The 14,287-nt window shown below is 66.8% G+C and carries 13 protein-coding genes; 6 read left to right on the forward strand and 7 right to left on the reverse strand.

Annotated elements, in window-relative coordinates; all coding sequences use genetic code 11:
• The first annotated feature begins 1 nt into the window (after position 1).
• Complete coding sequence (gene gatB / locus VH88_RS12820; RefSeq protein ID WP_045811610.1) at positions 2–1,495, forward strand: Asp-tRNA(Asn)/Glu-tRNA(Gln) amidotransferase subunit GatB; 1,494 nt, start codon at positions 2–4, stop codon at positions 1,493–1,495.
• Positions 1,496–1,616: 121 nt separating this feature from the next.
• Here the strand turns inward: gatB and VH88_RS16520 are convergent, their stop codons facing one another.
• On the reverse strand, positions 1,617–2,651 hold the full coding sequence (locus VH88_RS16520) for an RcnB family protein (protein WP_231576684.1): 1,035 nt from the start codon (positions 2,649–2,651) through the stop codon (positions 1,617–1,619).
• A gap of 162 nt (positions 2,652–2,813) precedes the next feature.
• On the reverse strand, positions 2,814–3,398 hold the full coding sequence (locus VH88_RS12830; protein WP_045811611.1) for an RcnB family protein: 585 nt from the start codon (positions 3,396–3,398) through the stop codon (positions 2,814–2,816).
• Positions 3,399–3,714: 316 nt separating this feature from the next.
• On the opposite strand from VH88_RS12830, the gene VH88_RS12835 reads away from it, so the two are divergent.
• Complete coding sequence (locus VH88_RS12835) at positions 3,715–4,020, forward strand: hypothetical protein (RefSeq protein ID WP_039247692.1); 306 nt, start codon at positions 3,715–3,717, stop codon at positions 4,018–4,020.
• Between the two features lie 9 nt (positions 4,021–4,029).
• On the opposite strand, the gene VH88_RS12840 is transcribed toward VH88_RS12835, so the two are convergent.
• Positions 4,030–4,779, reverse strand: a complete 750-nt coding sequence (locus VH88_RS12840) for a polysaccharide biosynthesis/export family protein (protein WP_039247693.1) — start codon at positions 4,777–4,779, stop codon at positions 4,030–4,032.
• 121 nt (positions 4,780–4,900) lie between these two features.
• Between VH88_RS12840 and VH88_RS12845 the strand changes: the two genes are divergently transcribed.
• The 4 genes from VH88_RS12845 (at position 4,901) to VH88_RS12860 (ending at position 9,390) form a co-directional block, all read left to right on the forward strand.
• The gene (locus VH88_RS12845; protein ID WP_045811612.1) at positions 4,901–6,340 is read left to right on the forward strand and encodes a chain-length determining protein; all 1,440 of its coding nucleotides are present in this window, start codon (positions 4,901–4,903) and stop codon (positions 6,338–6,340) included.
• A gap of 47 nt (positions 6,341–6,387) precedes the next feature.
• Entirely contained in the window at positions 6,388–7,089 is a 702-nt protein-coding gene (locus tag VH88_RS12850; protein ID WP_045811613.1) for a hypothetical protein, read from the forward strand.
• Between the two features lie 121 nt (positions 7,090–7,210).
• Positions 7,211–8,875 carry an FAD/NAD(P)-binding protein gene (locus VH88_RS12855; RefSeq protein WP_045811614.1) on the forward strand — a complete coding sequence of 555 codons (1,665 nt, stop codon included), beginning with the start codon at positions 7,211–7,213 and terminating at the stop codon, positions 8,873–8,875.
• Between the two features lie 11 nt (positions 8,876–8,886).
• A complete protein-coding gene (locus VH88_RS12860) occupies positions 8,887–9,390 on the forward strand; it encodes a DUF1543 domain-containing protein (RefSeq protein ID WP_045811615.1) in 504 nt (167 codons plus the stop codon).
• Here the strand turns inward: VH88_RS12860 and VH88_RS12865 are convergent, their stop codons facing one another.
• Genes VH88_RS12865 through VH88_RS12880 form a run of 4 tightly spaced genes read right to left on the reverse strand, consistent with a single transcriptional unit; the run spans position 9,391 to position 14,196 of the window.
• Positions 9,391–10,329, reverse strand: a complete 939-nt coding sequence (locus tag VH88_RS12865; protein ID WP_231576685.1) for a glycosyltransferase family 2 protein — start codon at positions 10,327–10,329, stop codon at positions 9,391–9,393.
• Entirely contained in the window at positions 10,326–11,258 is a 933-nt protein-coding gene (locus VH88_RS12870; RefSeq protein WP_045811617.1) for a glycosyltransferase family 2 protein, read from the reverse strand. Before VH88_RS12870 ends, VH88_RS12865 begins: the two co-directional genes overlap by 4 nt.
• Positions 11,255–12,715 (reverse strand): lipopolysaccharide biosynthesis protein, encoded by a 1,461-nt coding sequence (locus VH88_RS12875; RefSeq protein WP_354038509.1) that lies wholly within the window; start codon positions 12,713–12,715, stop codon positions 11,255–11,257. The genes VH88_RS12870 and VH88_RS12875 overlap by 4 nt, the downstream gene beginning before the upstream one ends.
• Positions 12,712–14,196: an exopolysaccharide biosynthesis polyprenyl glycosylphosphotransferase gene (locus VH88_RS12880; RefSeq protein ID WP_045811619.1), complete on the reverse strand. Its 1,485-nt coding sequence runs from the start codon at positions 14,194–14,196 to the stop codon at positions 12,712–12,714. The genes VH88_RS12875 and VH88_RS12880 overlap by 4 nt, the downstream gene beginning before the upstream one ends.
• Between the last annotated feature and the right edge of the window lie 91 nt (positions 14,197–14,287).

Raw genomic sequence — 14,287 nt, forward strand, 5'->3', positions numbered from 1 at the left:
CATGAGCGACAATACCAAGACCATCAAAGGCCGCACCGGCGATTGGGAAATCGTCATGGGCCTGGAAATCCACGCCCAAGTGGCGTCGAAGGCCAAGCTGTTCTCCGGCGCCGCCGTCGGCTTCGGCGCGGGGCCGAACGAGCAGGTGTCGCTGGTCGATGCGGGCTTTCCCGGCATGCTGCCGACGCTGAACAAACACTGCGTCGAGCAGGCGGTGAAGACGGGCCTGGGCCTGCGCGCGCAGATCAACCGCCGCAGCCAGTTCGACCGCAAGAACTACTTCTATCCCGACCTGCCGACCGGCTATCAGATCAGTCAGCTCTATTACCCCATCGTGGGGGAAGGCGTGGTCGAGGTGGAGGCCGAGGACGGCAGCTTCTTCAACGTCGGCATCGAGCGGCTGCACCTGGAGCAGGATGCGGGCAAGCTGATCCACGACCTGTCGCCGACCGAAAGCTACGTCGATCTGAACCGGGCCGGCACGGCGCTGATGGAGATCGTGTCGCGGCCCGACCTGCGCACGCCGGATGAGGCGGTGGCCTATGTGAAAAAGATTCGGACCATCCTGATCTATCTGGGCACCTGCGACGGCGACATGGAGAAGGGCAACCTGCGGGCCGACGTGAACGTGTCGGTCTGCCGGGCCGGCAACTACGACAAGTTCAAGGAGACGGGCGACTTCAGCTATCTGGGGACGCGCTGCGAGATCAAGAACGTCAACAGCTTCCGCTTCATTTCTCAGGCGATCCAGTATGAGGCGCGCCGCCAGATTGAAATTCTGGAGGACGGCGGTTCGATCACCCAGGAGACGCGCCTGTACGACCCGACGGCCGGCGAAACGCGCTCGATGCGGTCCAAGGAGGAGGCGCAAGACTATCGCTACTTCCCCGATCCCGATCTGCTGCCGCTGGATCTGGAAGAGGCGTGGATCGCCGAGATCAAGGCGTCGCTGCCCGAGCTGCCGGACGACAAGCGCAAGCGTCTGATGGCGGACTATGGCCTGTCGCAATACGACGCCATCGTGCTGATCTCTGAACAGGCCAAGGCCGACTATTTCGAAGCCGCCGCCAAGGGTCGGGACGCCAAGCTGGTGTCGAACTGGGTCACCAACGAGGTTTCGGCGCGCCTGGCGGCCGAGGGCAAGGACTTCAGCGAGAATCCGCTGCCGGCGGCGCACGTCGCGCAGCTGGTCGAGTTGATCGAGACGAACGTCATCTCTTCCAAAATCGCCAAGGAGGTCTTCGATCACGTCTGGAACGGCGAAGGCTCGCCGGCCGAGGTGGTCGAGAAACACGGGCTGAAACAGGTCACGGACACCGGCGCCATCGAAAAGGCCGTGGACGAGATCATCGCCGCCAATCCGGACAAGGCGGCGGCGGTGGCTGAAAAGCCCCAGGCCATCGGCTGGTTCGTCGGTCAGGTCATGAAGGCCACGGGCGGCAAGGCCAACCCGGCGGCGGTCAACGACATCCTGAAGACCAAGCTGGGGCTCTGATGCTTGGGGGCTGCGGCCCACAAACCCCGGCTTGTCGCTAACGCTCGCGACGCGGTCGCTCGCTGGTTGAGCGACAAACTGCACGATAAAGGCCCGGAGATTGCTCTCCGGGCCTTTGTTCTCACCAGCGCCAGGCGTCGCGGATGACGTCGATAATATAGCCGTCGTATTCGTCGATCAGATACAGGGTGTTGTCGACGGAGACCCAGCGCGTGCCCTCGGGCGGATAGCCCAGGCCGTAGGTGCGCCAGTCGTTTATTTGGTAGCGCCAGAAGACGTCCGGCAGATACTGGCCGACCGACCACGACCGACCCCAGTAGGACCGCGGCACGCTGTAATAGCCCCAGCCGGGCGCGAAGTAGAAGCCGACGCGCACGCCGTTGTAACCCCTGAAGCGCCGATCGTTGCGCCACCAGTCCGAGCGGTGGCCGCGATAGAAGTCGCGCCGCCATTGATCGCCGTTGAAACGCTGGCGGAACTCGCGGTGCTGACGGTCGCGGTCACGACCGTTGTTCCAGCCCGAGCCCGGACGGTCGGGACGGTTCCAGCTGTTTCCGGGACGGTCGGGGCGTTGACCGCCTGCATTTGGGCGGTCGGGCCGATCGGGTCGGTTCCAGCCGCCTTCGGGTCGGTCTGGACGTTGGCCGCCGGTGTTCGGGCGATCGGGTCGGTTCCAGCCGCCTTCGGGCCGGTCTGGGCGTTGGCCGCCGGTGTTCGGACGATCGGGACGGTTCCAGCCGCCTTCTGGCCGGTCGGGACGCTGGCCGGCGGCGTTGGGGCGATCGGGCCGGTTCCAGCCGCCTTCGGGCCGGTCCGGACGTTGGCCGCCAATGTTCGGACGATCGGGCCGGTTCCAACCGCCTTCGGGACGATCCGGACGCTGGCCGCCCGCATTCGGACGTTCGCCACCCGACGGGCGCTCGGGACGGGGCGTATCGTTTGCGGGGCGGCTGGGACGTTCGGGGCGAGGCTCAGGCGGTCCGTCCTCACGACCCATCTGCGGACGCTCGGGCCGGTTCATGCCGCGGGCGCGACCTTCGCGCTGCGGGCGTTCCTGCTGAGCCTGGTCCTGTTCCTGGGCGAGGGCCTGCATCGGGACTGCAAGCGGGCCTGCGACGGCGGCGATGGCGGTGAAAGCCATCAGGAGGCGTTTCATGGTCTTTGGTTCCTGCACGCCGGGTCTCCGGCGGCTTGAGACGATCATCGATCCGTGGCGATGAACCCAGGCTGAACACTGTTCGCAATCAAGGGGCTGTCCGAAAAAGCAGAACCCCGCAGGCAAGACCTGCGGGGTTCGATCGTCCGGTTATGACGAGGCTTAATAGACGCCCGACAGGACGCTGGCGATCAGGCCGCTGGCCACGGCGATCAACAGGATGTCGTTGCCGGCGTGGACGTAGCGATAACCGCGCGGCGCTTCGCGAAGACCGTAAACATAGGGGTCTCGGACATAGTAGTTGCGATACTGGTAGGGCAGATAACCGCCGGTGCGCCAGCGATAGTTGCTGTAGCGCGGCTCGACCCGATAGTAGCCATAGCTTGGCGCGTACCAGTAGCCTGCGCGCGGACCGTTGTAGCCACGGAAGTCCGAGCGGCCGCGCCACCAGTTGCTGTTGTTGCGGTCCCAGCGGTCGTTGCGCCAATCGCGACGGTCGTCCCGGCGTTCGTCGCGATAGTCACGACGGTCGTCGCGGCGGTCCCGGCGATAGTCCTGACGGCTGTCGTAGCGACCGTCGCGCCAGTCGCGGCGATCTTCCCGACGTTCCTGGCGGAAGTCGCGGCGGTCGTCACGGCGATCCTGACGATACTCGCGGCGGTCGCGGTCCTGGGCCTGGACGAGCATCGGCACGGCCGTGGTCGACAGGGCGAGGGCGACGACGGCGGCCTTGGTGAGGCGGTTCATCTTCGTGCTCCATTCTGGGCCGCCGACGGATGTGCCGATCCGACCCGTTAATGATGAGCAAGGTCGTGTTTCGCGTCTGAATGCCGGCTGAACGATCCCGGCAGGTTTGCGGAGCGCGCGTGGACCGCGCCGACGAGGCGTCAACGAGAGATTTATCAGAGATTTCCGAGATCTGAATCGCGTCGGAAGTATTCATTTCCGCTTTACTCAAAAGTCCGTTCGAGGCCTTTCGTCGTTAACTTTAACTTCAAACCACCGGTATTTGATGGCGTCTCAGAGGCGGGTCCAGAAGGGCGCCCGTTGAGGAGATACGGTGATGAACGCGCAAGAAATGGCGCACGACCTGCAGGCCCACGACGACGGACTGCCCCTGCCGACCCCGGACATGTCCGGCGACGACCTTTTCAAACTGGGCATGATGTATTCGGCTGGATCGGGCGGTTGTCCGATGGACCGGGTGTCGGCCCACATGATCTTCAACCTGGCGGCCATGAAGGGTTCGATCGAGGCGCGCGTCTATCGCCGCGAGATGAGCCTGGAGATGGAACGCGAGGAGATCGCGGAAGCCCAGAAGGCCGCGCGGCGCTACATCGATCAGGGCGTGGTTCAGCTGGTCGCCTAAGCGGCTGGCTCAGAACTGGGCGTAGCCGTTGCCGTTCGATCCGTTGATCGAATAGCTGAAGCCGATCGGCAGGGCGGCGCGCACCTGGGTGAAGAAGGCCGCCAGTTCGCCCAGCGTCGAACGCGGCACGAAGACGATGTCGCCACGCCGCAAGGGCACGACCTCGCCGCGACGCGGACGCAGGTCCACCACCCGCATCATGCGTGATCCGCCGGGACCGCGACGGATCAGGGCCACGCTGTCCTGACGCGAAGTCGGGGCAAACCCGCCGGCTTGGATCACCGCCTGATAGGCGTCCAGATCGCCGATCATTTCGAAGACGCCCGGGTTGCGCACTTCGCCGTCGACCCAGACGCGGATCGGCCCGGCCTGGCGCAAGGTGACCTCGACAACAGGGCGCACCAACTGGGTCGCATAGGCCGCAGAGACGACCTGCTGAAGCTGCGGCAGGGTGCGATCCGCCGCCATGACCGATCCGATCAGGGGCAGGACGATGCGACCGTCGGGACCGACCTTGAGCGTGCGTGTCAATTCCGAGGCGGTAGGCGTCGCCACCTCGATCTCGTCGCCGGGATACAGCAGATATTCCGGCTCCTGGTCCGTCCACGGAGCGAAGGACACCCCGGAGAGCGCGTCGTAGGGCGACCGATCGACGCGCCGGGGATCGCCAGCGCCGCCGGCGCCGCCGCAGGCCGCCAGCGACGCGGCGATGGAGGCTGAACCTAGGGTCAGCAGAAACAGGCGGCGATCGGTCAGCATGGGAATCGGTCGGCCTCGACGAGGGATATCGGGCAACCTCGCCGGTTATGGGTAATCATCGGTTAACGCCGGTGGGCGAAGGGTGAGGACCACACGCCTTTCAAGGGATTCGGCCCGCCCGATGCGCTCCACCGCCCACGTCACCACAAGGCCGCGCTACGGCGCTCTGGACGTGATCGGCCTGTTGTTCCGCGAACTGCTGCTGATGATCGTCGTCTTCGTGGTGATCCTGGGGCTGGGGTTCGCCGCCGCCATGACGCTGAAGAAGAGCTACACCGCCACCGGCTCGGTGTTCGCAGGCGTGGGTCAGGAATACGTCTATCAACCGCGCGTCGGCACGGCCGAGCGGGGCCAGGCGCCGCAGGGCGACGAGGTCGCCAATTCCGAAGCCGCCATCCTGGGCTCCAGCGCCGTGCGCCAGAAGGTGGTCGATGTTCTCGGGCCGGCCGCCATCCTGGGAGAGCCGCCCAAGGGCAGTCAGCAAGCCGCGCGGTCCGCTGCGCTGAAGGCCGTCGGCGGCGGCCTGGGCGTCGCCACGGCGCCGGGCAGCGCGGTCATCCATCTGACCTACAAGGCCGACGATCCCGAACGCGCGGCCCGGGTCCTGAACACCATCATCGAGCAATATCTGATCTATCGCCGCGAAGTTTTCCAGGACAAGACGCCGGCCATCGCCAGCCAGCGCATCGCCTTCGAGGATGAACTCGGCAATGCGGACCGCGCTTACGAGGCCTTCCTTGCGTCCAACGACATCGGCGACTTTACTGCGGCCAAGGCGACGTTGGCGGCGACCTATCAGACGGTCTTCACCGACCGGATGTCGACACAGAGCCAGCTGAACCAGACCGCGCAGCGTCTGAACACCCTGATCGCGCAGCAGGCGGCAACCCCGGCGGAGGTGGCGCTGCAGCAGGATCTGAACATTTCGGCCCAGGATCAGGTGCTGCAACTGCGCACCGAGCGCGAGCAACTGTTGTCGCGCTATCAGCCCGACGCCCAGCCGGTGAAGGACATCGAGGCGCGGATCAACCAACTGCAAGCCTATGTTGCGACCGGCACAGCCGTCGGAGCTAAGGAGGTCCGCACCGGACCGAACCCCGTCTGGACCGAGCTGGAAACCACGCGGATCAACACCCGGGCCGAGCGCGACTCGCTGGCGGCGCGTCTGGCGGTGCTGGACCGGCAGCTGGCCGACATCCGTTCGCGGCAGGCGCGGTTGACGGCGCTGGAATCCGAGAACACGACCCTGGCCGGCAATCGCGAAGTGCTGAGCGCCTCTATCCGGGAGTTTCAGCAACGCGAAACCCAAAGCCGCGCCGACAACGCCCTGGTCGCCGCCGGCGCCGACAACGTCACCGTCATCGAGCGCGCCCAGCCGCCGGCGACGGGCAAGAGCCTGAAGATCCCGCTACTGGCGGCGGTCTTCCTGTTCGCGGGTTTCACCGCCCTGTGCGTCGGCCTGTTGCGGGTGTTCACGCGCCGCGGCTTCACGACCCCGGCCTCGGTCAGCCGCACGCTGGACATGCCGGTTCTCGCCGTCGCGCCGGCCAAGGCGGCCTAGCGAAACTCGTGCTAGGCTGAGGGCTTAGGGAGCGCCTTGGCGATTCGATGGTCGATCTGACTTCAGAAATGGCGGGCCTTTGGGCGACGCTGGGACCGGCGCCGGCGCACCGCGCGCGCGTGATCCAGTTCGCCTCCGCCGTCACCGGCGAGGGTGTCTCGACCGTGGCTCGCGAGTTCGCGCGGCTGGCGGCGGTGCGGGCACGCAAGCCCGTCTGGCTGATCGACGGCGATCTGGCGCAACAGGGGCAGCTGGAGACGGTGTCGGCTGAACCGGATCGTTTCGGCCAGGTCGGCAAGGCCGCGCAAGGCTCGCCCGACGGCTCCAGCTTCTACGCCGTGACGCCGCGCGTGACCGGTCGCGACGGCAAGCCGGTGCCGGATTCGCGGCTGCTGACGGCGCGGTCCTGCCTGGGCGGACGGCTCTGGGTCACGCATTTCCACATGGAAGCGCTGCGGTCCGGGCACCGGGTCGAGGCCGTCGGCGAGCCCCGCTACTGGGAGGCTCTGCGGCCCCACGCCGACACCATCGTCATCGACGCGCCCGCCGCCGACCGCAACGACATGGCGATCATCCTGGCGCCTTTTGTGGACATGACGGTTCTGGTGATCGCCGCCGAAAGCACCGCGGCCCATGCGCCGGTCATCCTGCGCGACGAGATCGAAGCCGTCGGCGGCAAGATCGCCGGCGTGGTCATGAACCGCTCGACCTACAAGGCGCCGGGGTTCCTGCAGCGATTGATGGGCTGAAGCCGCTTCTGAGGCGACGTTTTCGGCGTCCGATTTCGCACATTCGGCAAGAAAATGAAGCGGTTGCGTCGAAATCGAGCGCGGATGCGGCGCCTTTGCGTGCGTCGCGCATTGTGTGGCCATGACAAAGTCCGTCGCATTCGTCGGCGCGGGGCCGACGACGCTTTACGCCCTTCATGCCCTTCTGTCCCAAGGCGTCGTCTCGGCGCGGGTCACGGTGTTCGAGGCGCGCGAGACGGCTGGCTGCGGCAGCCCCTACAGCCCGGACTGGAACGACCCGGCGATGCTGTCCAACATCGCCAGCATAGAGATCCCGCCGTTGCAGGAGACGCTGGCCGACTGGCTGTCGGCACGAACGCCCGCCGAACTGGCAGAGCTGGACGTGGATGGGGCGTCGCTCGATGAGCGCACGTTCGTTCCACGTGTTGCCCTGGGGCGGTATTTCGAAAGTCAGTTCGCCACCTTGGTTCAGCAGGCTCGCGCCAAGGGCGTCGATATCAATGTGCGGACGGGATGCCGGGTCATCGATGCGGCGAACCGCAGGGATGGGATCGAACTGACCTTCACATCGCCGCCGTCGCGGAAGATCGCCAGGGCTGTGTTCGACCATGTGGTTCTGGCGACGGGTCACCAGTGGCCGTCGCGGCCGGACGCGCAGCCCGGATATTTCCTCAGCCCATGGCCTGCATCCGACCTCGCGGATGTTCCGGCGACACGCATCGGCATTCGGGGGTCGTCGTTGACGGCCATCGATGCGGCCGTCGCCTTGGCCACGTCGCACGGGGACTTCGTTCGGCAGGATGATCGGCTGATCTATCAGCCGGCGCCGGATACCGAAGATTTTCACATCGACATGATGTCGCGAAAGGGGCTGTTGCCCGAGGCGGACTTCTATTTTCCGCTGCCGCATGGGCCGCTGACCTATTGCACGCCCGAGGCCGTCGCTGCGGCTGTGGCGCGCGGTCCTGACGGGCTGCTGGACGCCGTGTTCGACCTGTTTCGAACCGAGCTGATTCATCTGGATCCCGGCTATGCCGCCGAGACCGGATTGCATGAGGCGACGCTGGAAACCTTCGCCGAGGCCTATTTCGCGCGGCGCGCGGCGGTCGAGCCGTTCGTCTGGGCCGCCGCAAACCTGAAGGAGGCGCAGGCGAACCATGCCGCACAGGTGACGGTGGCCTGGCGCGACGGCATCCTGCGCATGCACGAGATCGTCGCCGTCATCGTGCCGCATCTGGACAGCGCCGAGTTCGAGCGGTTCAGCCGCGCCTTCAAGCCGATCTTCGTCGATATCTACGCCGGCGTGCCGCACGAATCGATCGAGCGGATGCTGGCGCTGCACGCCGCCGGGCGGCTGGACGTCATCGCCTTGGGCGACGACTATGACGTCGATACGCGCTGTCCCGAAGGCGGCGGGCGCGTGACCATCGGCGATACGACCCGCCACTATCCGATCTTCATCGAGGCGACGGGTCAGGCGGCCCTGAGCGGCATCCAGTTTCCGTTCTTGTCGCTGCTGGAGCAGGGGATCGTTCGAGATCAGGTCGCCAACGATGCGCCCGACGTGGTCCGGGGGATTGCTGTCGATGACCTGTTCCGGCCGGTCGATGCGCCCCTGCCGACGGATCGGCTGTTCTGTCTCAGCCTGCCGTTCATCATGGGGCGGCATCCCTTCGCGCAAGGGATCACCAGTTCGCACGAAATGGGCGGGATCGTCGGTCGGCGACTGGCGTTGATCCTGAATACCGCAAAGCCTGCGGTCGATCACGCCGATACGGCGGCCTGACGCGAGGACGAATGAAGCTGTTTGCGATTTACATCGGCGGGGAGCACCCCGGCGCCAATATCGAGATGCACGATATGCGCTTCCTCGTCGCCCCCACGATCGAAGCGACGAAAGACGCCTTGCTGGCGCAGTGGTGGGGACGCGAAGGGACGTTGCACATCGATTGCTGGTCGGAGATTTCGCAGGCGGACGGCTATGAGGTCAGCCTGTCGCCTACGCCTTATGAGGGCAAGGAAAAGCTCTACTACGTCAATCTGGGCGGCTATGATGGGGTGGCGTTCGCCGAGCAGCACCGCAATGTTTTCGTCGTCGCCGACAGTCTGCCGGCGGCCAAGGCGCGGGCTATCAGACGGGCCAAGGGTTGGACGGACGCGCATCGCGACGAGATGTATGAGGCCGAACAGGCCTTTGCGCTGGACGACGTTGCAGGCGCCGAACGCCTGTATATCCACCTCGAGCCCAGCCTGATGAGCGGCGATCCGGACTTCACCTGCCGCTACATGCCGATCCGCTGATTAGGCCGTGGGGCGCTTCAGCATTGCCGCGCCGTAAAGTTTCGGCTCGAAGCCTTTGGTCCAGAAGACCTTGCCGAGGCCTCGGGCGCAGCGGTCGTACCTTTGAGCGCGGTTTGGGCGACGCAGGATGGCGGCGATCAGGGAAGTGACGCCCCAGACGCCGGTCTGGACCAGGCCGACCAGCATCCATTTGACGACGCCGGGCCAGTCGCGGCGGTCGGCGGCCATTTGGGTCGGGCTCTGGCCATAGGCGAAGGCGCGGGTCAGGGCGTAGGTCAGAGTGGCGCGGTGGGGCGGTGCGAACTCGTCCACCCATGCCTCGGCGGCCCAGCCGAACCGACCGCCGCGCGCCGACAGGGCGGTGAACAGCCGGTCGTCCTCGCCGCCCGTCTCGTTCATGGCGACGTCAAACGGGGCCTCGCCGGGCAGGGCGGTCGCCCGCACCATAAGACTGTTGCCGCAGCCGTGGATCTCGTCGGTCAGGCCGGTTTCGCGCGGGCCGTCGCGACCAAAGAACCGCTCGAGATAGTCGGTGGTCCAGCCGGTGTTTTCCGGCACCCGCCCGCGAATGGGGCCAAAGACGACATCGGCGCCGGTCTGGGTTTGGGCGCTCAGCAGGGCGGCGAGCCAGCTGGGAGAGGCGGCTTCGTCGTCGTCCAGAAAGGCGATCAGGGTCGCGTCGGTAGCGGACAGGCCCACGTTGCGCGCCGTCGCCACACCGGGGACGGGGACGTGGGCATAGGTGAGGGGGACGGCCGCCTCGGCGCTTAGGCGCTCAATCAGGGGCGCGGCCGATCCGTCTGGGTCGTTGTCGGCGACGACGATGGCGGCGACGCGGTGCAGAGATCCGGTCTGGGCGAAGACGGAGCGCAGAGCGCGCTCCAGGCTGTCGGGGCGGCGCAGGGTCGGGATGATGACGGCGACATCGCGCATGGTCATACGGCGTCCGCATAGACGGCGGCGCGGTAGAGCCTGAGCGCGAAGGCGCGGGCCTTGACCGGCAGGGCCGTCGTCAAGGCGGCCTGTTTCATCAGGCGGCGCGCCAGCGGCAGGGCGGGCAGGCGTTTCAGGGCGCGCGCGGCCTTGTAGCTGGGATAGGTCTGGACGATGGCGGGATGCAGAGCGACGACGCGGGCGAAGTTGTCGGCGCCCTGATCGAACTTGCGCGCCAGATCCTCGACCGTGTCCAGGCCCATATGGGTGGCGGGATTTTCGATGTGGACGACGGGAAAGCGGCGCGAGACGCGCATGGCCCACTCCACGTCCTCCCAGCCCCAACCGCTGAAACCGGGATCGAAGGATTCGGCGGCGAACACGTCGCGGCGCACCAGCAGATTGGAGGTGTAGACGTATTTTTCGGGCGTCAGGGCGCGCTGGGACGCCGGCAGGCATTCCGAGGCGCCGGACAGGGCGCGGTGGACGGTGAACCGGGCATCGGTCGGCGCATGGTCCAGCGAGAAACCGCCGAACGCGACGGCGGGCGCGCTGTCGGTGACCAGTCGCAGCCAGTCTTGCAGGAAGGCCGGCGTGTCGGGCCGCATGTCGCTGTCGAGGAACAGATAGGCCTCGCCGCGCGCGGCGGTGGTCAGCCGGTTGCGGCCCTTCGCGCGACCCTCGTTGGCGGCCAGGGTGATCAGCCGGACGGGCACTCGCAGGGCGTCGATGGTCGCCTGAAGCCGAGTCGTCAGATCAGCGTCGGCGGTGCCGTCGTCCAGCAGGATCAGCTCGACCGCGCCGGACAGGGCCGTGGCCTCGCTGTCCAGCTGACGCAGCAGTTCTTGCGGATCGTCGCGCAGGAAGGGGATCAGGACCGAGATCGTCGGCGTCGCCTGAGACCAGGCGGCGTTGTCGTGAATATGGGCGCTCATGCCGGCACGCTCCGGCGCGCGCGGATCAGGCGCAGCAGCACATCACGCACCCCGGCGGCGTTCAGCGTCAGGGCCACGATGGCATAGACGAAGCCGCCCACGCTCGCGTCCATCATCAGCTCCAAGAAGCCGCCAAGCGGCGGCAGCAACCCGACGACTCCGGCCATGACGGCGGAGGCGATCCCGCAACGGATCAGCGCGTCCCACGGCATCGGCAGGGCGATGGCGCGGCGGCTGAGCAGGATGCAGGCGATCAGGCCGATGGCGAAGCTGGCGGCGGTCGAAACGGCCGCGCCGGTTACGCCCATGCGGGGGATCAGCACCAAGTTCAGCATGACGTTGCAAAGCGCAGGAATCGCCATCGTCACCAGCAGCAGGCCGGTCTTCTTGCCCAAGGTGAAGCCGAAGCCGAAGTAATAGGCGATCATGCCTGACAGGAAGGACGAGGCCGCGATCCACGGCGTCACCAGCGCAGCGGCGGCGCGCAGATCCTGGCCGATCATCAACTCCGCCAGCGGTCGCGCGACCAGCGACAGGCCCACGGCGGCAGGCAGGCCGATCAGGATCAGGGTCGAACCCTGTTCGATGGCGGTCTGACGCAGCGCCTCGCGTCCACCGCGCTCCAGCGCCATGACCATGGCCGGCGCCCCGGCCGCCCCCAGCCAGATGAAGATGACGTCCAGCGTCCGGTTCGCCAGGCTGTAGCTGGCGTGATAGGCGCCGACCGCCGCCGCATCCATGAAGGCTGCCAGCAGAAACCGGTCCGTCGAGGCCAGCACCAAGGCCAAGGTCAGCGACGCCGCAATGGGATAGCCATAGAGGGCATAGGCCTTCAGCCGCGTGCGATCCACGGTTCCGCCACCGGCCTGACGCAACTCGCCCGGCAGGATGAAGGGCAGGGCGAACAGGGGCGCGATGGCCAGACCCAGCAGGGGTGAGGCCGCGCCGGCGCCGGCCAGGGCGAACCCGGCCCCGACCAGGAACCCCAATACGGCGACCCCGATGTCCACGGCGGCGGATTTCGACACCTCGCCCGCCGCGCGATACCGTTCCTGCGCCAGCTTGGCGAGATTGCGCACCGGCGCGCCGGCCAGGCCGAAGGCGACGGCGATCTTGAACGCCGGCGTCAGCGGCGCCAGCCACACCACCAGGGCCGCGATCGGGGTGAAGACGGCGATGATGGTGAAGGACGTGCGGTACAGACTGGCGAGATGGGTCGCCATGCCCTCGGGCGTGCGCTCGGCCGCCCAGAAGCGCGCCATTGACGCCTCCAGCCAGGTGAAGGTGACGGTGTGGGCCAGGGTCGTCACCGAAAAGGCCAGGGCGTAATGGCCGAAATCGTCGGCGCTGAGCAGGCGCGTGAAGACGAAGATGGTCAGGAAACCGACGACCCCCTGGACGATCTGGGCCGGCAGATAGCCCCAGACGCCGCGCCAGAACATGCGCTTCTCGCTCAACGCACGGCCGCCCGGTCGCCCAGCAGGACGGGAATGGTGATGGCGATGACCCAGAGGTCCAGCCAGAAGGACTGGCGCTCGATATATTCGATGTCCAGCTGAACGCGCTCGCGCACCTGGGCCTCGGTATCGACCGGTCCACGCGAGCCCTTGATGGCGGCCCAGCCGGTCATGCCCGGCTTGATGCGGTGGCGGTGGGCGTATTCGGCGACCAGCAGGGCGGATTCGGTCTCGCCGGTCTTCATGCCGATGGCGTGGGGGCGGGGACCGACCAGGGACATCTCGCCCGAAAGGACGTTGAAGATTTGGGGCAGCTCATCCAGGCTGGTGGCGCGGATGAAGCGGCCGACACGGGTCACGCGGTCGTCGTCGGCGCAGACCTGGCGGCTGGCGGTGGCGTCGGCGGCGGCGTGGCGCATGGAGCGGAACTTCCACACCACGATGGTCTCGTGATTGAAGCCATGGCGGCGCTGGCGGAAGAAGACGGGGCCTGGGCTGTCCAGCTTCACCGCCAGTGCGACCAGGGCCATGATGGGCGCAGCAACCACCAGAGCGACGGCGCCGATCAGCAAATCCTGCATCCGCTTGTTGAAAGCTCGCCTGTCGGGATCGACGGGACCGTCCAGGGACGCAAGCGGCGCATTGGCCAACCTGTTCAGCACCCCGTCGCGACCCAGTTCCGAATCGACCAAGACCGTCAGCGGATTGGGCAGGGCGTTCAAGGTTTGCGTCAGGTCGCGCACGCGCTGGCCCGCCTCCGGATCGATGGCCAGGACGATGCGATCGACATAGGGCGTCAGCCGGTGGGTCAACAGGGCTTTGGCGGTCCCAAGCACAGGCACGCCGGCGACGCTGTCGGGCGACCGGGCCAAGCGGTCGTCGAACACGCCCAGCACATTCATGTCGCGTCGCTCCAACGCCTGTTCGATCAAACGTCGTGCGTGTCGTGTCGCGCCGACGATGACGATGTTGGGCGACAGCACGCCCAGCCGACGCCACCGCGCAATGACGACCAGCCACAGGCCGTGCAACAGCGCCAAGGCGGCTGTCGTCGTCACCGCCCAGGGCGCAATGACGTCCAGCGCCGGTCGGTCCAGCAGCCAACCCAGCACGAGCGCCATGCCGGCCGAGACGACTCCCACGCCCACAACGCCCGTCATGTGCAGAGGCCAGGGCGTGTCGCGTCCGAATCGATAAAGCTGAAGCGCGCGCATCAGAGCCAGGACAAGCATAGCGCCGACGACCACGGGCGCGGCGTCGCCGACCGTGATCGAGGCCAGACCTGTCGGCTGGATCGCCAGAACCGCGCTAAACGCCAATCCGCAGACCATCAGCACGTCGATCAGCCGGAAGTAATGCGCCGACAGGCGCACGGATGACCGCTCGCGCGCATTCAGCCAGATCTCCGGGCGGAACGGCCCGCGCGACGGCCGGCTCTTCAGCGGCGTGTCGGCGGCGAGACTGGCGGGACGGTCGAGCAACAGGCGATCCAGGAGCGAATGACGGCCGCGATTCTGCCGCTTCGGCCTCTATGTCGCGTTAACGTGGACGCTTTCTCTCGAACCGGATTGC

This window comes from Brevundimonas sp. KM4, assembly GCF_000964075.1.
Taxonomy (GTDB): Bacteria; Pseudomonadota; Alphaproteobacteria; order Caulobacterales; family Caulobacteraceae; genus Brevundimonas; species Brevundimonas huaxiensis.